General features: G+C 71.1%; 15 protein-coding genes and 1 pseudogene. 8 read left to right on the forward strand and 8 right to left on the reverse strand.

The genetic code is table 11. The features are described 5' to 3' along the window. Positions 1 to 123 precede the first annotated feature (123 nt). The gene (locus O7601_RS12105) at positions 124 to 405 is read left to right on the forward strand and encodes an adhesin (RefSeq protein WP_093401937.1); all 282 of its coding nucleotides are present in this window, start codon (positions 124 to 126) and stop codon (positions 403 to 405) included. Here O7601_RS12105 and O7601_RS12110 read toward each other — a convergent pair. Continuing rightward, positions 389 to 1393 carry a hypothetical protein gene (locus O7601_RS12110; RefSeq protein WP_281566266.1) on the reverse strand — a complete coding sequence of 335 codons (1005 nt, stop codon included), beginning with the start codon at positions 1391 to 1393 and terminating at the stop codon, positions 389 to 391. The genes O7601_RS12105 and O7601_RS12110 overlap by 17 nt on opposite strands. 94 nt (positions 1394 to 1487) lie before the next feature. On the opposite strand from O7601_RS12110, the gene O7601_RS12115 reads away from it, so the two are divergent. From O7601_RS12115 to O7601_RS12130, 4 genes and pseudogenes are all read left to right on the forward strand, one after another. Beyond that, on the forward strand, positions 1488 to 2435 hold the full coding sequence (locus tag O7601_RS12115; protein WP_281566267.1) for a sulfotransferase domain-containing protein: 948 nt from the start codon (positions 1488 to 1490) through the stop codon (positions 2433 to 2435). A 166-nt stretch (positions 2436 to 2601) separates the two neighbouring features. Continuing rightward, positions 2602 to 3009: a hypothetical protein gene (locus O7601_RS12120; RefSeq protein WP_281566268.1), complete on the forward strand. Its 408-nt coding sequence runs from the start codon at positions 2602 to 2604 to the stop codon at positions 3007 to 3009. A 248-nt stretch (positions 3010 to 3257) separates the two neighbouring features. Then, on the forward strand, positions 3258 to 3662 hold the full coding sequence (locus O7601_RS12125; RefSeq protein ID WP_281566269.1) for a cupin domain-containing protein: 405 nt from the start codon (positions 3258 to 3260) through the stop codon (positions 3660 to 3662). Positions 3663 to 3749: 87 nt separating this feature from the next. Beyond that, positions 3750 to 5546 (forward strand): annotated as a pseudogene (locus O7601_RS12130) (glycoside hydrolase family 15 protein). 42 nt (positions 5547 to 5588) lie between these two features. Here O7601_RS12130 and O7601_RS12135 read toward each other — a convergent pair. Both O7601_RS12135 and O7601_RS12140 read right to left on the reverse strand, forming a co-directional pair. After that, complete coding sequence (locus tag O7601_RS12135) at positions 5589 to 6782, reverse strand: threonine synthase (RefSeq protein WP_281566270.1); 1194 nt, start codon at positions 6780 to 6782, stop codon at positions 5589 to 5591. 16 nt (positions 6783 to 6798) lie between these two features. Next, the gene (locus O7601_RS12140; protein ID WP_281566271.1) at positions 6799 to 7845 is read right to left on the reverse strand and encodes a DNA polymerase ligase N-terminal domain-containing protein; all 1047 of its coding nucleotides are present in this window, start codon (positions 7843 to 7845) and stop codon (positions 6799 to 6801) included. Between the two features lie 102 nt (positions 7846 to 7947). Here O7601_RS12140 and O7601_RS12145 point away from each other — a divergent pair, with 102 nt between their 5' ends. Beyond that, positions 7948 to 8733 (forward strand): aldo/keto reductase, encoded by a 786-nt coding sequence (locus O7601_RS12145; RefSeq protein WP_281566272.1) that lies wholly within the window; start codon positions 7948 to 7950, stop codon positions 8731 to 8733. A gap of 157 nt (positions 8734 to 8890) precedes the next feature. Here O7601_RS12145 and O7601_RS12150 read toward each other — a convergent pair whose 3' ends face one another. Next, the gene (locus tag O7601_RS12150; protein ID WP_281566273.1) at positions 8891 to 10024 is read right to left on the reverse strand and encodes a cellulose binding domain-containing protein; all 1134 of its coding nucleotides are present in this window, start codon (positions 10022 to 10024) and stop codon (positions 8891 to 8893) included. A gap of 350 nt (positions 10025 to 10374) precedes the next feature. On the opposite strand from O7601_RS12150, the gene O7601_RS12155 reads away from it, so the two are divergent. Further along, positions 10375 to 11481, forward strand: coding sequence for an FAD-dependent monooxygenase (locus tag O7601_RS12155; protein WP_281566274.1), 1107 nt, complete (start codon positions 10375 to 10377; stop codon positions 11479 to 11481). Between the two features lie 118 nt (positions 11482 to 11599). Beyond that, a complete protein-coding gene (gene ctaD / locus O7601_RS12160) occupies positions 11600 to 13357 on the forward strand; it encodes a cytochrome c oxidase subunit I (protein WP_281566275.1) in 1758 nt (585 codons plus the stop codon). A gap of 659 nt (positions 13358 to 14016) precedes the next feature. Here ctaD and O7601_RS12165 read toward each other — a convergent pair. The 4 genes from O7601_RS12165 to O7601_RS12180 all read right to left on the reverse strand — a co-directional run bounded on the left by O7601_RS12165 (position 14017) and on the right by O7601_RS12180 (position 19895). Further along, positions 14017 to 15249, reverse strand: a complete 1233-nt coding sequence (locus tag O7601_RS12165; RefSeq protein ID WP_281566884.1) for an MFS transporter — start codon at positions 15247 to 15249, stop codon at positions 14017 to 14019. Between the two features lie 71 nt (positions 15250 to 15320). Beyond that, positions 15321 to 15902: an isochorismatase family protein gene (locus O7601_RS12170; protein ID WP_281566276.1), complete on the reverse strand. Its 582-nt coding sequence runs from the start codon at positions 15900 to 15902 to the stop codon at positions 15321 to 15323. 14 nt (positions 15903 to 15916) lie between these two features. Then, on the reverse strand, positions 15917 to 17203 hold the full coding sequence (locus O7601_RS12175; protein ID WP_281566277.1) for a nicotinate phosphoribosyltransferase: 1287 nt from the start codon (positions 17201 to 17203) through the stop codon (positions 15917 to 15919). A 16-nt stretch (positions 17204 to 17219) separates the two neighbouring features. Further along, on the reverse strand, positions 17220 to 19895 hold the full coding sequence (locus O7601_RS12180) for a LuxR family transcriptional regulator (RefSeq protein ID WP_281566278.1): 2676 nt from the start codon (positions 19893 to 19895) through the stop codon (positions 17220 to 17222). Positions 19896 to 20092 lie beyond the last annotated feature (197 nt).

The raw sequence follows: 20092 nt of genomic DNA on the forward strand, positions 1-20092 counted from the left end.
TCGCTCTATTTGACGGACGCCTCGACAGCGGGCACCGTTGGGTGCTGGAAGGGCCTTGAGCTGCCCCGATGTGGCGGTGGGTGGCACCGCCTGGGCGCCCAGAAACCCACGAGGAGTCCCACCATGCTCACGATGACCGACAATGCCGTGCTGGTGATCCGTGATCTCGCCGCGCAGCAGGACGTCTCCGAGGGGGGAGGCGTACGCATCGCCGCGGACACCACCGCCGGCTCGCTCACCGTCGAGCTGGTGCCCGCGCCGATCGAGGGCGACCACGTGGTCGACAACCAGGGTGCCCGGATCTTCCTCGATTCCGACGCGGCCGACCTGCTCGGTGACGCCTCGGTCGACGCGACAGTCGACGACGAGGGTGTCGTGCAGTTCGGGTTCACCGAGAAGGAGTAGCTCGGGCCAGCGCGTTCAGTACGTGGGCCAGATGGTGCGAGGTGCTCCACGCCATCCAGTTGGTTGCCGAGCCGGCGCCGGCGCCCCGCCTGGCTCGGCGCGAGATCTCCTGGTCGCCCCAGGAGAAGCTCGCCCCGGTGGTCGGCCAGTGTGGGCCGGACACCAGCGTGCGACACAGGTCGGCGATTCGCTGGTCGCCCTGGCCACGGCGGCGCGACCAGCGGTGGATCAACCAGACGCCGTCGCCGGTGTACGGGACCGTCAGGTGCCGGTCGACACTCGGTTGGGCGGCGGCCGAGCTGACGCCGTAGTCGCCGAAGGTGACACCCAGGTCGGCCAGCCGTTGCCAGAGCAGCCAGTCCCAACGATCCACCCGCACCGGCTCGTCGATGGGCAGTCGGGACAGGGCCGGCGGCATGCCACCGGCCACCACACTCACCGAACGCCACGCGTGCCGGCGGGTCCAGTCCAACATCCGCCGGACCCGGGGCTCGGCCAACCGGACGTCGGCCGGGCAGCAGACGTCATCACAGTCGAGCACCAGATCACACTGTTCGGTGGCCAGCCCTGCGTGCCGTCCGATCCGTTCCACGGCTGTGGTGGTGGCGTGGGGGCCGGCCCGGTCCCGGCGTAGCCGCATGCGCACCACGGCTCGTTGGGTCTGTGCGTGAGCCACGGCGCCGAGCGCCGCCAGCCGCCGCTCACCGTCCGTCAGGCCGATCACCGGCACCAGCGGTACGCCCCGGCAGGCCAACGCGGATGCCGTGGCGTCGGGCAGGGCGCCGATGTCGACGGCGGGAAGCAGCCCGGGCGGCAGTCGGGTCAGCGGGTCGATGATGGTTTTGTCGACTTCGGACAGTTGCAGGATCGGGCTGAGCATCGGGGCGAGGGCGTCGTCGAGGTGGCCGAGCGCCTCCAGTTCTCCGCGCCGTGCGGCGAGGACGGGACGGTAGACCGGTTCCTCCGCCCGACCTCCGGGGGCGGGCATCATAATTCAATGTAGCCAGACGATTACCCACCACCCAGAGCGGAGCAGCGGCAATTCGCCGGACAGGTGTCAACTCCCCGACTATCCTCGCGCGGTGTCTGACGCACCGATCCGTTACCGGTCCGCCGACGAGGACAGCGCCCGCTGGCAGGGCTTTCCTTTCCGTCCGGGGGACATCGTGATCAGTACCCGCTCCAAGAGCGGGACGACCTGGATGCAGATGATCTGCGCCCTACTGGTGCTGCGTACGCCGGAACTGCCGGCACCGCTGGCCGAGCTGTCGCCCTGGCTCGACTGGCTGGTCGAGCCGCAGGAGCGGGTGTACGCCCGGCTGGCCGCCCAGCGACACCGTCGCTTCATCAAGACCCACACCCCGCTGGACGGGGTACCGATCGACTCCCGGGTGCACTACGTGGTGGTGGCCCGGCATCCGCTCGACGCGGCGGTCTCGCTGCACCATCAGAGTGCCAATCTCGATCGCGCCCGGCTCGCCGAGCTGACCGGTCAGCCCACGACACCGGAGGCGGAGAGCCCTCGTCCACCGATCGAGCAGGCGCTCGTACGGTGGATCGACGCGAATCCGGAGCCCCGCACCGAACTGGACTCGCTGCCGGGTTTCCTGTGGCATCTGAGCGACGCCTGGGCCCGCCGGCACCAGCCGAACGTGCACCTCGTCCACTACGACGACCTCCGGGCCGACCTGGCCGGGCAGATGTGGCACCTGGCCGAACGCCTGGACCTCGAACCTCCCGGATCCGACCTGGTGGAAGCGGCCACCTTCGACCAGATGCGGGCCCGCGCCGACCGGCTCGCGCCCGACGCCGCCGGCGTGCTGAAGGAGCGCCATGCCTTCTTTCGCAGCGGTCGGTCCGGCCAGGGCAACGAACTGCTCGACGCGGCGGCGCGTGCCCGCTACCGCGCCCGGGTCGCCACCCTGGCACCGCCGGACCTGCTGGCCTGGCTGCACCGAGCCGACACATCAACGCCGACGCCCCGGGCGGCTGGTGCCGCTCCGGGGCGTCACCGCAGGTCAAGGGCATGATCGGCAGTATCTAATGTCCTTTATCGGACAGCTCTTCGCCTGGCTGCCGACAGGAACGCAACATACGTTCGAGGAACAAAGGGGGCTGATCGGCGCTGATCCTCCTTTAGCCGCCGCAACAACTCAACACGCCTGGGCCGCTCGGCCGGGTCGGGGAAGGAGTCCGATGTCCAGCGCGAGAGCCAGGAGCAGGGGGGCACCACAGCCGGTGCCGGGGGACGAGGCCACGGCCCACGCCGAGGCCGAACACACCACCTGCGCCGGCGTCGGCATGCCATTGACCGCGAGAGTTCTGTTCGCCGTGGTCAGCGCCGACGGCCTCCTGGTCCGCGGACTGGGCGCGGCCGCGGCGAACCGGCTACAGACCGGGATGTACCAGGTGGTCTTCGACCAGGACGTGACCGGCGCCAGCCTGGTCGGCACCATCGGCCTCACGGGCAGCACCGGGCTGGCGCCCGCCGGCCAGATCGCGGTGGCCGGTCGAACGGGCATTCCGAACGCCGTCTTCGTGACCACCTTCGACGGCGTCGGGTCGGCCGCCGACCGCCCTTTCCACCTGGCCGTGCTCTCCTGAACACCCGCCACGCCGACACGAGCACGGCGCACACGAGCGCGCGGCGCCGTTGACCCGAGGGTCGAAACCGCGCCGCGCTCGGCCGTCTCCCACCGCCGCAGCCGTACGGCGGTACGTCAGCGGGGACCTGGCATGACCGGTCGCACCGGTCGCTGGTGTCGATCCCCGATCTGCATCGGTCCAAACCGTCGGGCGGTGGGGAATTCCACCATCTGCAAAGCGCGGCGTGGACCGGCCCGCGATGGGGTATGTGTCGGGGCATGGAGCACTTCACTATCGCGACCGTCGCCGAGAAGAGCCCGGACTTCCGGCGGGTGCTGTGGACCGGGAACCACACCCAACTGGTGATCATGACGATCCCGCCGGGCGGCGAGATCGGTGAGGAGGTCCATGAGGACATCGACCAGATCCTGACCTTCGTCAGCGGCACCGGTGAGGCGCGAGTGGCCGGGGAGAAGCGCGACGTCGTCCAGGGCGACCTGGTGGTCGTACCGGCCGGCACCCGCCACAACTTCGTCAACACCGGGCCGAACCCGCTGGTGCTCTACACCGTCTACGGGCCGCCGGAGCACGCCGACCAGGCCGTACACCGGACGAAGGAGGAGGCCGACGCCGCCGAGGCCGCCGGCAAGGACGAACCGCCCACCTCCTGAGCCCATCACCTCGCCGGTCTCCGCCCCGGGAGGCGGAGACCGGCGAGGCGGCGTGATGAGGCCCGAAATCCCGGGTACGCCGGGCGCATGGAGCAGCCGGCGATCTCGGATTACGGGTACCTCTCCGACTGCCGTTCGGGCGCGTTGGTCAGCCGGGACGGCTCGGTCGACTGGTGGTGCCCGAATCGCTTCGACTCGCCCTCGGTCTTCGGTCGGCTGCTCGACCCGAACGGCGGTCACTGGCAGCTCGCGCCGGCGGCCGCGGGACAGGCCGGGCACCGGGTGGAGCGCTCGTACCAGCCGGACACGCTGGTGCTGCGCACCGTGCACCACACCCCGGAGGGCAGCGTCGCGATCACCGACGCCCTCGCTGCCGAGGTAGGCGCCCGCGCCCACGATTTCGGCATGCGCTCCCCGGCCGTGCTGCTGCGCGTCGTCGAGGGACTCTCCGGCCGAGTGCCGATGACATTGGACTACCGCCCGCGACCGGAGTACAGCCTGCTGACCCCGTACCTGAGAGACTTGCCCGACGGCTCGGTGGCGGCCATGGGCGGCTCGGTGACGTTGGTGCTGCGCTGCGCCGGGCTACCCCTAAGCGCCGAACAGGACCGGGTACGGCGGACGTTTGCCGTCGACGCGGGGCAGGTGCTGGGCTTCGATCTCGCCTACGCGCCGGCGTACGGTGAACCACCGGCCCGCCTGGAACCGATCCGCACGCTGGCGGACACGGTGCTGGCCTGGGAGGCGTTCCGCGAGAGCCACCGGTACGAGGGGTGTTATCCCGAGGTGGTACGGCACAGCGCCACGGTGCTCACCGGCCTCACGTACACCCGCAGCGGCGCGGTCGCCGCGGCACCGACCACCTCGCTGCCGGAACAGCTCGGCGCCGACCGCAACTACGACTACCGCTTCTGCTGGCTGCGGGACTTCGCCATGACCATGCGGGCGCTGTGGGTGGCGGCCTGCCCGACCGAGTCGTCCCGCCTGTTCGAATGGGCGGCCCGCTCGATCGGTCGGGTCGGCTCCGATCCGGTGCCCGTGCTGTTCGGGCTGGAGGGGGAACGTGACGTTTCCGAGCATGTCTGTCCCCACCTGAAGGGGTACGCAGGCAGTGGGCCGGTGCGTGTCGGCAACGACGCCTGGCGGCAACTGCAGCTCGACGCGGCCGGCGAGGTCATCACGGCGGTGTGGCGGCTGCACGAGCACCTCGGCGAGCAACTCCCCGACGAGCTGCGCGACATGGTGCTCGGCCTCACCGAGTAGGTGGAGGCCACCTGGCGACTGCCCGACCGGGGTATCTGGGAATCGCGTGACCGGGAGCGGCACTACCTGTCGTCCAAGGTGCTCTGCTGGGCGGCGATGGACCGCGCGGTGCGGCTCGCCCCGCAGTTGGGTGAGCAGGCGGATGTGCGGCGCTGGGCCGGCATCCGCGACGAGATCCGGGCCACCGTACTGCGCGACGGTTTCGACGAGCGCCGAGGCGTCTTCACCGCTGCCTTCGGGTCGCGGGAACTGGGCGCGGCGGCCCTGTATCTGCCGGTGGTGGGCTTCCTGCCGGCCACCGACCCACGGATGCGGGCGACCATCGCGGCGGTCGAGCGCGAACTCGGCGGTGACGACGGACTGATCCGCCGCTGGGCCGACGACCCGGCGGGCTTCCTGCTCTGCTCGTTCTGGCTGGTGGAATGCCTGGTGCTGGCCGGGGAACGGGAGCGGGCCGCCCAGCTGTTCGAGCGGATCAGCGGGCACGCCAACGACGTCGGGCTGTTCAGCGAGCAGATCGATCCAGCCACGGGGGCACACCTGGGCAACATGCCGCAGGCGTTGTCCCACATCGGTCAGGTCAACGCCGCGTGGCGGCTGACCGACCCCACCGCCGAGTGACGCCCGCGACGTCGCGCATCGACGGCGGGGCATCGGCGCCCGTCAGCGTGGCAACACCGGGACGCCGGAGACGTCGATCGTCTCCGGGTACTTCACTCCCGCGCCGGTGTTCAGCACGACGACCCGTTCACCCGCCCGGATCCACCCACCGGCCCGCAACCGACGCGCCGCCGTCAGGCAGGCGGCCCCCTCGGGGCAGAGCAGCAGGCCCTCCCGGGCGGCGAAGTCCCGCAGGTCGGTCAGGATCTCGGTGTCGTCCACGGCGATCGCGGTGCCGGCGGTGGCCCGCAGCGCGTCGAGAATCAACTCGTCGCCCAACGGTGCCGGAACGGTGATGCCGAACGCCACCGTGTGGGCGTCCTCCCACGGTTGTGCCCGGTCGTCCCCGGCGGCGAACGCCCGCACGATCGGCGCGCAGCCGGTGGCCTGCACCGCCACCAGACGAGGCAGCTTGTCCTCGACCCAGCCCAACTCCCGCAGCTCGCCGAGAGCCTTGTGGATACCGATCAGCCCCACGCCACCGCCGGTCGGATAGATGATGACGTCGGGCACCTGCCAGCCCAGCTGCTCGACGATCTCGTACCCCATCGTCTTCTTGCCTTCGAGGCGGTACGGCTCGCGCAGCGTACCGGCGTCGAAGACGGTGCCCTCGGCGGCCGCGACCAACGCGGCCACCTGGCGTCCGGCATCGCCGATGAGCCCGTCGATCAGGCGCAGGTCGGCACCGGCGGCCACGCATTCCCGACGGCAGATGGCCGGCGCGGACAGCGGCATCACGATGGTGGCGCCCAGCCCCGCCCGGGTCGCGTAGGTGGCCCACGCCGCGCCCGCGTTGCCGTTGGTCGGCATGGCGATCCGCCGGATGCCCAGTTCCCGGGCGCGGCTCACGCCCACCGCCGCCCCACGCGCCTTGAACGAGCCGGTCGGGGTCAGCCCCTCGTCCTTGACCAGTAGGTCGTCGATGCCGATGTCCGCACCGTGGGCCGGCGCGCGCAGCATCGGCGTCCATCCCTCGCCGAGCGTGGTGACGTTCCTGGGGTCGGCCACCGGGAGCAACTCCCGGTAACGCCACAGATCGGCCGGGCGCAGCCCGAACCGCTCTGGCTCGATCACCCGCGCCGCCGCCGCGAGGTCGTAGCGCGCCAGCAGCGGCGAGCCACATTCGCAGAGGTTCTGCGGTACGCCAGCGTCATGCTCCCGGCCGCAGCGCGGGCATTCGAGGTGGGTCAGGTACACGCCACTCCTCGCCGTCTCAGCTCGCGTCCACGCTGCGCCACGCGCGGCTGCGGCGACCCGGCTCGTAACCGGAGTCCAGCCGCTTCGCCAGCACCCCGGGCAGGCCCTGCTCCCGCGCCGCACGCGCGGTTTCGGCACCGGCGCCGGGAAACCACGGCGGAGTCTGCCAGTGCGGCCCGGCCAACGCCAGCGAGTCGAGCAACTCCCGACGCTGCGGGTACGGCAACTCCAGGCTGCTCACCCCCTCCAACCAGAGCAGGTCGACCAGCAGGTACTGGGCATCGACGGTGCTGCGCCCACCCCGCGCCGGCCGGACCTTCCCGGCACGATCGATGCGGACCAGCACACCGTCCAGCACGACTTCCGTCGGTGCCAGCGCCTCGGCCATCGCCCGCAGCCACGGGTAGCCGCCGGTGATCTCCTCGCCGGTGTCGGAGAGCAGCCGCAGCCGCCCGCCGGAGACGTACGCCACCGCGCGTATCCCGTCCCAGCGCAGCTCGTACCCCCAGGCGGCCTGATCGGTGGGGAGCCGGCCGGCCGGCGTGGGACGCATCGGCGCGACCAGGTCGGGCATGCCGGTCCAGCCCGGCGGTGGCGGGTCGGTGCGTCGCACCATCCAGTCCCGCCCGTCGCGCCCGCCGGTGGCGAAGAGCACGTACCGTCCGTTGGTCCGCTTCCCCCGCAACTCGACCACCACCTCGCGGTCCTGCCACTTCTCGCAGCGGTAGGTGCCCCGGTCGTGGATCAGCATCCGGCCGCCGCCGTACTCGCCGGCCGGGATCTCGCCGGAGAAGTCGAGATACTCCATGGGGTGGTCCTCGGTGTGCACGGCGAGGTGGTTGCGCCCCTGATCGCGGGGCAGCCCACGCGGTACCGCCCAGGAGACGAGCACGCCGTTGCGCTCCAGCCGAAGATCCCAGTGCAGGCTGCGGGCGTGGTGCTGCTGGATGACGAACCGGGCGCGGTCGGCGGCCCGGACCCGTCGGGGACGCTCGGCCGGCACCGGTTCGGGGGTACGCGCCGCGTCCCGCTTGCGCCGGTACTCCTCCAGCCGGTCAGCCACGTCCCGCATTCTCCGGCAAATCGCGCCGACGCGCCCGGCGGGCGGGGTTCGACGCGCCCGATCTCGGGCATGCCGGGGGTCATCGGGGGTAGAACGGTCTACATGAACCACAGTGACCACCCCACCGCAGTTCTCCCCGGAGACGTCCGGATCCCGCTGCTCGGCTTCGGCACCTGGCAGGCGACCGGCGAGGAGGGCTACAAGGCCGTCCTCGCCGCGCTCGACGCCGGCTACCGGCACATCGACACCGCCACCATGTACGGCAACGAGGAGGAGGTCGGCCGGGCGATCCGGGAGAGCGGGCTGCGCCGGGAGGACGTCTTCATCACCACCAAGCTCCCACCCGAGCGGGTCGGCCAGGAACGGAAGACGATCGAGGAGAGCCTGCGTGCCCTCGGTGTCGACTACGTCGACCTGTGGCTGGTGCACTGGCCACCGAACGATCCCGGTGACCTGATCCCGGTCTGGCGGGAGATGCTCGCTGCCCGCGACGCGAACCTGGCCAGGGCGGTCGGGGTCAGCAACTTCAGCACCGCCCAGATCGACACGCTGATCCAGGCGACCGAGGAGAACCCCGCGGTCAACCAGATCAAATGGGGGCCGCGGCTCTACGACCGACAGCGGCACGCCGAGCACCGGGACCGTGGGGTGGTGCTGGAGGGCTACAGCCCGTTCAAGACCACCGACCTGTCCGACCCGGTGCTGACCCGGATCGCCGGCGCACACAACGTCTCGCCCGCCCAGGTGGTGCTGCGCTGGCACCTCGACCACGAGATCGTGGCGATCCCCAAGTCGGTGACACCGGAGCGGATCCGCGCCAACGCGGACATCTTCGGCTTCTCGCTGAGCGCCGAGGAGATGCGCGACATCGACGCCCTCGGCTCCTGACGCGACCCGGCCTCCGTCGCGACATCCGGCGTCCCGGGCTCCCTCGACGTGGTGTGAGCCCGGGACGCCGCATGTCGCGCCTCGGCACCGACCGTGCCGACCGCGACCGGATCAGTGCTGGGGGTGCGGCGGGTGCCACACCCCCAGCGGACGTTCGTCAGGAGCGGGAGCAGGTGGTGCCGTTGAGGGTGAAGCTGGTGGGGTTGGCGTACGAACCGTTGAGCGTGCCCTGGTAGCCGAAGCTGGCCGTGCCGCCGGGCGAGATCGTGCCGTTGTGACCGACGTTGCGGGCGGTCACCGACGAACCGCTCTGGTTCACCGTGGCGTTCCAGGAGTTGGTCACCTGCTGCCCGGACGGCAGCGAGTAGGCCAGCGCCCAGCCGTTGATCGTGCTGGAGCCGGTGTTGGTGATCTGCACGTCGGCGGTGAAGCCGTTGTTCCACGCGTTGGCCGTGTACTTCACCGCACACGAGCCGCTGCCCGAGGGCGGGGGCGTGGTGGGCGGCGGGTTGCTCGGCGGCGGGTTGTTGCCGCCGCCGTTGACCGCGGCCGAGAAGTTCGTCACGGCCAGCCCGACGCCGCCCTGCCAGGGCTCGAACCCGGCCTGGATGCTGGTCAGGTACCAGGAGTTGGTGATCGCGCCCCGGTTACGGGTGTCGTTGATGAACGCGAGCAGGTTCAGGTTCGCGCTGCTGATGGCGGACGGGGCGACGTACGAGATGACGTTGTTGGAGCCGTTGCTGCCCCGCCAGACCTCCCAGTTGCGCCCGTCGATGTTGGCGTTGCCGACCGGGGAACCGATGGGCTGGATCGGGCCCTGCCGGTTGAACCAGATCATGATCTCCATCTGGTTCACCCCGTCGCGCTTGGGTGACGGGTCGAGCCAGATGTCGTACGAGGCGTTGTAGATGCCGTTGCTCACGTACCGGTAGTTGATGCTGCTGGTCGCGCTGCTGATCTGGCTGACCTGGATGGGCAGGTTGGTGCCGGGGGAGCAGTTGGTGTAGTGGCAGCCGAGGAAGACCGACGGGTAGGCCGTCGGGGCGCCGTTGGTCGGGCTGCTGCCGTTCTGGGTGATGATCTCGAAGCCGTTGCTGGTCACGTTGATGCACTGCTGGGCGGTGGTGCCCCAGCGGTTGTTCTGCACCACGTACCGGTTCTGGATCACGGTCGAGCCGTACTGCTCGCAGATCTGGGTGTCGGCGGAGGCGGCTCCGCCGAGGGTCACGGCGACGATCGAGCTGGCGGCGGCCAGCCCGACGGCCACGATGGCCCGCAAGGTACGTCTCATGATGCTCCTAGCGCTGCGGCGCCGTACGGACGCCGGGACGGATGCGGACGGAGCGGTCGGGATCGCGCCGTCGATCGTTACGGGAGCGCTCCCATGCTCATTGCCACATTTACATCCTTGAAACAATGCGCGCAACTGGTACGGGTGATTGGTGTCAATTGCTACGTGTGTCGTGGCCGCCACGATCGGACATTCGCCGACTCCACGCGCTGATGGCCGGCGCCGACGGGCTGATCCGGGGGTGCCGAGGGATGTCGGAGGTGGGCCGGTTGCCTCTGGTGTGTGCCGATTGCGCCGAGTAGTCTCTTGCCTTCAACGCGTGCCGAACCCCTCCGGAGGCGTACACCCCCATGCGTGGCTCCCCCCTGCGCATCCTCGTCGTCGGCGCGGGCATCGCCGGGCTGGCCGTGGCCCGGGCGCTGCGCCTGGCGGGCTTTCGGCCGGACCTCACCGACAAGGCGCCGCCGCACGACCTCACCGACGCCGGGCTCTACCTGCCCGGCAACGCGGCCCGCGCGCTGCGCCGGCTGGACCTATACGACCCGGTCCGTCCGTACGGAAAGGTCATCCACCGGCAGCGGTTCCTCGACTCGACAGGCGCGCCACTGTGCGAGGTCGACCTCGACGCACTCTGGGCCGAGGTCGGCGAGTGCCGGGCGTTGGCCCGCTCCGATCTGCACCGCGTACTGCTCAGCGGTGCCGGCGGCGCGGTCCGGCACGGCGCGGAGGTACGCACCATCGACCTGCTGCCGTCCGCTGTCGGCGTCACCTTCGTCGACGGCACCCAGACCGAGTACGACCTGGTGATCGGCGCCGACGGCCGGCGTTCCTCGATCCGGGCACTGGCCGCGCTCGGCGGTCCACCCCGCCCCGCCGGGCAGGTCGTCTACCGCGGCGTCGTTCGTGACGGCCCGCCGGTCGACGAGTGGACCGCCCTGCTCGGGCAGCGCTGCGGCTTCCTGGTGGTGCCGATCGGCGCCGGCCGATTGCACTGCTATGCCGACGAGGCCGGCACCGACCTGCCGGCGGACCCGCCGGCCCGGCTGCGCGAACTCTTCGGCGAGTACGGCGGACCGGTGCCGGAGGTGCTGGACGCGCTCGACGGGGTGCACGCCACGACCACCGACGAGGTTGAGCTCGGGCGTTGGTTCCGCGGACGGGTGGTGCTGGTCGGCGACGCCGCTCACGCCACCGCGCCGACCCTGTCCCAGGGGGCCGCGATGGCCCTGGAGGACGCGGTGGTGCTCGCCGAGTCGCTGCACGCGGCGGGCAGTGTCGAGGCGGCGCTGACCGCGTACGAGAGTCGCCGCCGGCCGCGTACCCGATGGGTGCAGGACCGGACCCGGGACCGCAACCGCACCCGCGACGTGCCGCCGGCGCTCCGCGACCCGCTGCTGCGCGGGCGTGGCGGCCGCATCTTCGGAGAGCACTACCGGCTGCTTCTCGGCCCGCTGTGATCCACCGCCGGGCGACCCCACGCGGTGCTGTCACCTGCCGGGGACTATCCTCCTTGCGGATGACGGCCCGCCGAGTCAGCGCGTGCCGAGCGGGACAACCCAGAACCGGAGGCCACTCGTGACCACCGTCGCACCCAAGCCGGTCGTGACCCGGCCCTGGCCGGTCCGGGAGCCGGTCAAGGGGTCGGCCATCGCGCGGCTGTTGCGGACCACGGACGCGAAGCAGATCGGGATCATGTACATGGTCACCGCGTTCGTGTTCTTCATGATCGGTGGCCTGATGGCCCTGATCATGCGGGCCGAGCTGGCCCGGCCCGGGCTGCAGTTCCTGTCGCCGGAGCAGTACAACCAGCTGTTCACGATGCACGGCACGATCATGCTGCTGTTCTTCGCGACGCCCATCGTGTTCGCCTTCGGCAACTACGTCGTGCCCATCCAGATCGGTGCGCCCGACGTCTCCTTTCCCCGGCTGAACAGCTTCGCCTACTGGCTGTATCTGTTCGGCGGCACCATGGCCACGGCCGGCTTCCTCACCCCGGGTGGAGCGGCGGACTTCGGCTGGACCGCCTACACGCCGCTGAGCACCAGCGAGCACGCCCCGGGTGTCGGCGCCAACATGTGGGTGGTCGGTCTGGCCATCTCCGGTCTGGGCACCATCCTCGGCGCGGTCAACCTGATCACCACGATCCTGACCCTGCGCGCGCCGGGCATGACCATGTTCCGGATGCCGATCTTCACCTGGAACATGCTGGTCACCAGCCTGCTGGTGATCCTGGTCTTCCCGCTGCTGGCCGCCGCGCTGTTCGCGCTGGCCGCCGACCGGTTGCTGGGTGCGCACGTCTACAGCCCGGAGACCGGCGGGCCGATGCTGTGGCAGCACCTGTTCTGGTTCTTCGGTCACCCCGAGGTCTACATCATCGCGCTGCCGTTCTTCGGCATCATCAGCGAGATCATCCCGGTCTTCTCCCGCAAGCCGATCTTCGGCTACAAGGGCCTGGTCGCCGCCACCATCGCCATCGCCGGCCTGTCGATGAGCGTCTGGGCGCACCACATGTTCGCCACCGGTCAGGTGCTGCTGCCGTTCTTCAGCTTCCTGAGCTACCTGATCGCGGTACCCACCGGCATGAAGTTCTTCAACTGGATCGGCACCATGTGGCGGGGGCAGATCAGTTTCGAGACACCGATGCTCTGGTCCGTCGGCTTCCTGGTCACCTTCCTCTTCGGTGGCCTGACCGGGGTGCTGCTCGCCGCTCCGCCGCTGGACTTCCACCTGCACGACTCGTACTTCGTGGTGGCGCACTTCCACTACGTGCTCTTCGGCACGATCGTCTTCGCGGTCTTCGCCGGGATCTACTTCTGGTTCCCGAAGATGTTCGGCCGGATGCTCGACGAGCGGCTCGGCAAGATTCACTTCTGGCTGACGATGATCGGCTTCCACACCACGTTCCTGATCCAGCACTGGTTGGGCAGCGAGGGCATGCCCCGGCGGTACGCCGACTACCTGCCCGACGACGGCTTCACCACGTTGAACATGATCTCGACGATCGGCGCGTTCATCACTGGTATCTCGACGCTGCCGTTCATCTACAACTGCTGGAAGTCGTACAAGGCCGGCCCGGTGGTCGAGGTCGACGACCCGTGGGGTCACGGCAACTCGCTCGAATGGGCCACCACCTCGCCGCCGCCGCTGCGCAACTTCGACCGGATGCCACGGATCCGCTCCGAGCGGCCGGCCTTCGACCACAAATTCCCCGAGCTGGCCGCCGGGCAGACCCTGGCCGGTCCGCCCGAGGGTGGTTCCAAGCCGCTCACCAGCGAGTCCGACGGCGGCGCCAGCTACACCGAGGACGTGGCCAGCGACACCGACCGCCGCTGACCCACCGCGTCGTACGACGGGCACCGATCCCCATGGCGGGATCGGCGCCCGTCTCGTACTGCCCGGTGCCGCGGGCCGGGGCATTCCCACCAATGCCGGCCCCGCCGCCCCGCCGCCCAGCCATCACGCTGCCCGGCCACCCCGCTGCCCGGCCATCACGCTGCCCCGCTGCCCGGCCGGTGGCAGGTCCGCGACTCCATCCGCACCGCTACCGCCGCACCGGTTATCGCTCTCTGTGGCCAGCGGCCGTAGGCGCAGAGTCTCACGTTGCGTGATGGCCTTGGCCGGACACCACCCGTCCCCCTTCCATCCTTTGCTCTGCTTCAACCCACGCAATAGCAATTGACCTGCTGTGATGTGGTGGCCTGGTGAGGGCGTGTCGGCCCGGTGTGACACGGAGCGTAATTCGTTGCGTGGGTTGAAGCAGAGCAAAGGGAGTCGATGGGGGAGGGTGGGTGGCGTGGGTGGTTACGCAACGTGCGGGCCTGGGTCGGGGGCACAATGCCGGCGCGGCGTTTGGGTGGGGCGGCGTTCGGCCGGGGCGGTTGGTTGGGTGGGGCGGTCGGTCGGGTGGTGGGGCGCTCCGGCACTGGGCGGGGGCGGGGAGCGCCGTGGGGCGGGCGGGCGGAGGAGCGGGAGCGCGTCGCGTCGGGGGTGGGTCAGGAGGCGGCCGAGGTGAGGGCGGTCGTGGTGTGCTCGTCGCCGGGCCGGGTGGTGGCCGCGATGTCCGCGCGGCGGTGGCGCAGCTCGATCGGCAACACCGCGAGGGCCACCAGGGCACCGATCGCGCCGGTGACCGCGAACCCCCACAGCGGTGCCGAGGCGTCGATGACCGCACCGGCTAGCGGGGCGCCCACGGCGATGCCGACGGTGACCGCCGAGCCGTGCAGGCCCATCGCCTCACCGCGCACGCCGGCCGGGGCGAGCCGACTGACGGTGTCGGAGGTGGCCGCGATGGTCGGGGCGCAGAGCGCCCCCGCCGGGATCAACGCCAGGCAGAGCAACCACCAGTGGGAACCACCCAACCCGACGGGAATGGTGCAGAGGCTCAGCAGGCCCATCAGCGCCACCGGCGAGAACGAGCGGCGGACCGCGCCGTAGGCGAATCCGCCCAGCAGTGAGGCTACCGCCCAGACGGAGAGCACCGCACCGGTGAAACCGGCGTCGCCGTTCTCCCGCAGCACCGCGATGACCGCCACGTCGGTGCCGCCGAGCACCAGGGTCGCTGCGGCGCTGACCGCGAACACGGCCACCAACCGTGAGGTGAGCCATTGCCGGCGGGCGACCCGTGGCTGCGGCCCGGTCGACGCCTCGGCGGCGCTGCGCACCGGCGGGTTGAGCAGCCACAGCACCACTCCGGCGGCGACGATGCCGACGCCGACGAGGTAGAGCGTGAGGCGGGCCGAGATGGTGGTGACACCCACCGTGGCCAGGGCAGGACCGATCATGAACGACAGCTCCACCGACATGGAGTCCAGCGCGTACGCCGGTCGGCGCTTCTCCGGCGGCACCAGCGCGGCGATTGACTGCCGGATCACCGAGAAGATCGGCAGCGCCAGCAGGCCAGCCAGGAAGGCGGCCGGCAGCAGCAGGTAGTACGACAACATCGGTGCGGTCGACCAGAAGACGGCCTCGGCCACGGCGGTGAGAACCAGCACGGGCCGCAGGCCACGGCGGTCCACCAGCCGGCCGAGTAGCGGGCCACCGACCGCCGCGCCGACGGTGATCGCCGCGCCGACCAGACCGGCCGCGCCGTAGCCCCGCCCGAGATCCTGTACGACGTAAAACGTCAACGTGACGCCGGTGGCGGTCAGCGGAACCCGCGCCAGCACCGCGACGAACAGCAGTGACCGCAGACCGGGCAGGGCGAGTGCCTCCCGGTAAGGCTTCATGTTCACGTCGGTCCGTACCTCCGCCGGACATCCTCGACCGGCTGGGGCCCGGCTGCCAACGAATTAACGGCTCATGCGGCTCTGATCACAGGGGCGCCGGATGTGGTGATCCCGGCCCCCTCGAAGGCGCGCAACGCGACGTCGGTGGTGTCCGGCGCGACGGCCGCCGTCAGGTCCAGCAGCACGGTGGTGGCGAAACCCTCCCGGGCGGCGTCCAGGGCGGTGGCCCGTACGCAGTGGTCGGTGGCGATGCCGACCACGTCCACCCGCTCCACACCACGCCGCCGCAGCCAGTCGGCCAGGCCCTCGCCGTCGTCGGCGTGCCCCTCGAAGCCGGAGTACGCGGCGGCGTACTCGCCCTTGTGAAAGATCGTCTCGATCCGGTCGGTGGCCAGTTCCGGGTGGAACTCCGAACCGGGAGTGCCGACCACACAGTGCCGGGGCCAGGTGCTCACGTAGTCCGGTGAGTCGGCGAAGTGCGTGCCGGGGTCAATGTGGTAGTCCTTCGTCGCCACGACGTGATCCCAGCGGTCCGGCTCTGCAGCCAGCAGCCGGGAGATTCCCGCCGCGACTCCTGCCCCGCCGGCAACGGCCAGCGAGCCCCCCTCGCAGAAGTCCTTCTGCACGTCCACGATGATCAGCGCGTTGCTCACCGACTCCACTCCTCTCACTCGGTGGGTACCACGGTGACCGGGATGGCGGGATCGCCCGCGGAAAGCTTGAGACCCTCCCACGGGATCGAGATCAGGCACTGCCGCAGGTGCTCCCGCGACTCGTCGAGCGTCGGCAGGGCCATCGGCTCGCCGTCCACGACGTACGACCGTTGCAGCATCCGGTCGTTGGGACGGTGGTCCGGCACCCCCTGTGGTACGACGATCTCCTCGGTGGCCGTACCGGTCGGCTTGTGTCGGCGGACGGCGACCTTCCGTCCGCCGATGGTGGCCTTCTGCTCGGAGCGCTTCACCACCGGACGGCCCTCGACCTCGACCAGTTTGTAGACCAGCCCTGCGGTGGGCGCACCGGAGCCGGTCACCACGGCGGTGCCGGCGCCGTACATGTCCACGGGCTCGGCGGCCAACGCCGCGATGGCGTACTCGTCGAGGTCACCCGAGACGATGATCTTCGTTTCGGTGGCGCCGAGCGAGTCCAGCAGCTGCCGCGACTGGTGGGCGATCACGGCCAGGTCCCCGGAGTCGATGCGGACCGCCCGCAGCTCCGGGCCGGCCACCTCGATCGCGTTACGGATGCCCTGACTGATGTCGTACGTGTCGACCAGCAGCGTGGTGTCCTTGCCCAGCGTGGCGACCTGCGAGGCGAACGCGGCCCGCTCGTCGTCGTGCAGCAGGGTGAAGGCGTGCGCCGCGGTGCCGGCGGTGGGTATGCCGTACCGCTGGCCGGCGGCCAGGTTGGAGGTGAACCGGAAGCCGGCCAGGTAGGCCGCCCGGGCCGCCGCGACCGCCGCCTCCTCGTGCGCCCGGCGTGCGCCCATCTCGATGAGCGCCCGACCGCGGGCGGCGGTGACCATGCGCGCCGCGGCGGCAGCCACCGCGCAGTCGTGGTTGAGCACCGACAGCACCAGCGTCTCCAGCACCACGCACTCGGCGAAGCTGCCGGAGACGGTCAGGATCGGTGAGCCGGGGAAGAAGAGCTCCCCCTCGGCGTACCCGTCGATCTCGCCGGTGAACCGGTACCGGGACAGCCATTCGGCGCCCGGTTCGTCGACCACGCCGGTGCGACGCAGGAACTCGATGTCGGCCGGGTCGAAGCGGAACTCGCGGATCAGCTCGACCAGGCGTGCGGTGCCGGCGACCACGCCGTACCGGCGGCCGGCGGGAAGCCGACGACTGAACACCTCGAACACGCAGCGCCGGTCGGCCGTGCCGTCCCGCAGGGCGGCGCTGACCATGGTCAGCTCGTAATGGTCGGTCAGCAACGCGGGACGAGAGGTGTGCACCCCCTCAGAGTAGGGTTCACACCGCTGTCGTGCCGTCGTGCCCCGGGATCGTGCCGAGGGCCGTCCTCAGCTCCGCCCGGCTGGTCACCCCGAGCTTCGTGTACACGCGTTGCAGGTGGTTCTCCACCGTGCGGGCGGAGAGAAAGAGCTGCTCGGCGATGGCGCGGCTGGTGCCGCCGACCGCCGCGAGTCGAGCCACCTGCCACTCCCGCTCGGTCAGCGTCGGGGTGGCCGCCTGGAGCGCCGGAGTGTGCACCATGTCACACCTGGCGAGCAGCGCGCCGAGCCGTTGCCGGGCGTGCCCGACCTCGGGTGCCCGGCGTTGCCGCAGCAGCTGCACGGCCCCCGCCGCGGCCTCGGCGGCCAGCAGGTCCAGCCCGCGCTCCGCGAAGCCGTCGGCCGCGCTGAGCAATCCCTCCGGAAGCCCGTCGGCCGACGCCCGGGCGTGCCGGGCCAGCAGCGGCGGCAACTCCCCGTCGACCTGCTCCGACAGCTCCGTCAACCGCTGGGCGATGGTACGACGGCCGCCGTCGGAACACCTCGGCCCGGTCTGTGTCCCGGCCTGACCCAGCCGCACCAGGTCATGCAGCACCAGGGCCTCGTGTCCGGCGAAGCCGTCGGCGCGCAGCCGGTCCACCAGGCCATGCAGCCGGCCCACTGCTGCGGCGAGGTCACCGCCGGCCGCCAGCGTCGCCACCCGGGCCTGCTCCAGCCACGGGTACAGCACACCCATACTCGGCGAGTGGAGCCGGTCCGCCTCGGCCATCGCCTCGACAGCCTGCCGGGCGTCGCCGCGCAGCGCGGCGGCCTGAGCCCGCTCCGACTGAGCCAGCCCGGCGTAGACCCGGCTGGTCGCCAGGACCGCGCAGGCACTTAGCGCGGCCTGCAACGCGGCGTCGCTGCGTCCCCGCAGCCGGGCCGCGTACGCCCGCAGGATCGCCAGGTAGCCGGTGCCGAGCCGGAAGTCACCCGCGTCGGCGAGGTCGGCGAACTCGTCGGCGACCAGCGCGTCGATGCCGGCGAGATCGCCGGAGAGGGCCAGCCGGGTGCCCCGGGCCAGCTCCACCGCCAGTTGCAGGTACGGCATGTCGGCCCGCCAGTTGGCCACCTTCGCCTGTACCAGGTCCACCGCGGCCGCACTGCGGCTCAGCTGCCCCTGCACGGCCTGCAGGTGCGCGATCGTGCAACGGGCAAGCTCGCGGGCGGCGACACTGGCCGCCGGCCGGTCCAGCACGCTCTGCGCGAGCCGTAGCGCGGCCGGCGCGTCCAGCCGGTGTAGCCGCATGATCGCCTCGAACGCGCGGACCCGGGCCTGCGCGGCGGCGTCGGTCAGCTTCGTACCCTCGGCGGCGATTTCCTCCACGGTGGACGCCTGGCTCAGCCCCCAGTAGCTGACCATGCCGCGTACCGTCAGCCACCGGCTGAGTCGTTCCTCCTGGCCGGCGTCGGTGGCGACGGCGTCGAGCACGCCGAGCGCCTCGGCCGGCCGGTCGGCGAACATCAGAATGGTCGCCAGCAACTCGGCCGCGTGGAACCCGCCCCCGGCGTCGAGCGCCGCGCGGGCCAGTCGGGTCGCCAGTGGCACGTCGTAACGAGCGAACGCCTCGCCGGCCGCGGAGATCAGCATCGCCGGGTCCTGCGCGGTGCCGGAGGCCAGTCGCCACCGGGCCACCCGCAGCAGATCCTCCCGCCGCCGTTTGCCGACCTTCTCCAGCAGGTCCGCCAGGTGCGCCTGCAACCGACGGGTCCGGCTCACCGGACACTGCCGGCGTACCACCTCGCCGTAGAGCGGGTGCGCCAGGCGGACGTCGAGCCGCCGGTCGGACTCCACCATGGTGATCAGGCCGCGCTCCTCGGCGTACTCCACGTCGTGCTGTTCCACGGCCTGGTGCAGCAGCCGCAGGCCGAGCGGCTCGCCGAACGCGACCAGCTCGACCACCGCCCGTACCCCGGGGGTGAGCTGGCCGATCCGGAAGTCGATCAGCTCGGTCAGGCTGGGTGCCAGTTCCAGCCGCCCCGTCCAGGTCCAGACGCCGTATCTCTCGACGAGTTCACCGCTGTTGGTGGCCGCGTACACCAGCTCGCGCAGCAGCAGCGGATTGCCGGCACTGAGCCGACCCAGGCGGTCGGTGGAGCCGTTGTCCACCTGGCCGCCGACGATGGCGGTGAGCATGGCGGCCGTCTCGTCCGGCGTCATCGGGCCCAGCTCGGCCCGCTCGACCAGACCGTCCGTCCACAGTGCCCGAATCGGCAGGGGGATCTGCTCCCCGTCGCGCAGGGTGCCGACCACCGAGGCGTTCTCGGCGCGGGCCACCAGATGCACCAGCGCGGCCGACGGCGGATCGAGCAGGTGCGCGTCGTCGACCGCGAGGACGATCCGCCGGCCGGCGGCCTGCTGCTGCAACACGTCGACGGCCCAGCGCAGGATGCCGGCCGGGGACAGGCCCTGCGGCTGCTCCGGAAGCACCTGGACCAGCCCGCCGAAGGCCATCGCGGAGGTGGTGGCGCTGGCCGCGATCCGCCAGACCGCGTACTTCTCCCCGGGCAGCGCGTCGACACCTTCGTGCAACAGTCGGCTCTTGCCGATGCCGGCGCTGCCGGTGAAGAGGATTCCCCGGCCGCGGACGCCGGCCGCCGCCATCCGGAGACGGTCGAGTTGCTCAGCCCGGCCCACGAAGCTCCACCGACTCATTCGCGCAGCATATCGACGGAACTGTGGCTCGCACGGCAGGGCGCGAGGGCGAACTTGAGTAGTTGGGGAGTTACCGCTGAGTATCGCAATTGTCCCGATCCCGACGCTCGCGCCCTTACCCTTCCGGAATCCGAGTGTCGACACCGGATGCTCACCGCGGCCGGCTCGCCGGTCGCCCTGCCTCGGAGGCCGCCCCC

Source organism: Verrucosispora sp. WMMD573, from assembly GCF_027497175.1.
Classification (GTDB): Bacteria; Actinomycetota; Actinomycetes; order Mycobacteriales; family Micromonosporaceae; genus Micromonospora.

Excerpts from the sequence above, each read along its gene's own strand:
- O7601_RS12105 (WP_093401937.1), top strand. The coding sequence starts at position 124 with ATGCTCACGATGACCGACAATGCCGTGCTGGTGATCCGTGATCTCGCC.
- O7601_RS12110 (WP_281566266.1), bottom strand. The coding sequence starts at position 1,393 with ATGCCCGCCCCCGGAGGTCGGGCGGAGGAACCGGTCTACCGTCCCGTC.
- O7601_RS12120 (WP_281566268.1), top strand. The coding sequence starts at position 2,602 with ATGTCCAGCGCGAGAGCCAGGAGCAGGGGGGCACCACAGCCGGTGCCG.
- O7601_RS12125 (WP_281566269.1), top strand. The coding sequence starts at position 3,258 with ATGTGTCGGGGCATGGAGCACTTCACTATCGCGACCGTCGCCGAGAAG.
- O7601_RS12145 (WP_281566272.1), top strand. The coding sequence starts at position 7,948 with ATGAACCACAGTGACCACCCCACCGCAGTTCTCCCCGGAGACGTCCGG.
- O7601_RS12150 (WP_281566273.1), bottom strand. The coding sequence starts at position 10,024 with ATGAGACGTACCTTGCGGGCCATCGTGGCCGTCGGGCTGGCCGCCGCC.
- O7601_RS12155 (WP_281566274.1), top strand. The coding sequence starts at position 10,375 with ATGCGTGGCTCCCCCCTGCGCATCCTCGTCGTCGGCGCGGGCATCGCC.
- O7601_RS12165 (WP_281566884.1), bottom strand. The coding sequence starts at position 15,249 with ATGAAGCCTTACCGGGAGGCACTCGCCCTGCCCGGTCTGCGGTCACTG.
- O7601_RS12180 (WP_281566278.1), bottom strand. The coding sequence starts at position 19,895 with ATGAGTCGGTGGAGCTTCGTGGGCCGGGCTGAGCAACTCGACCGTCTC.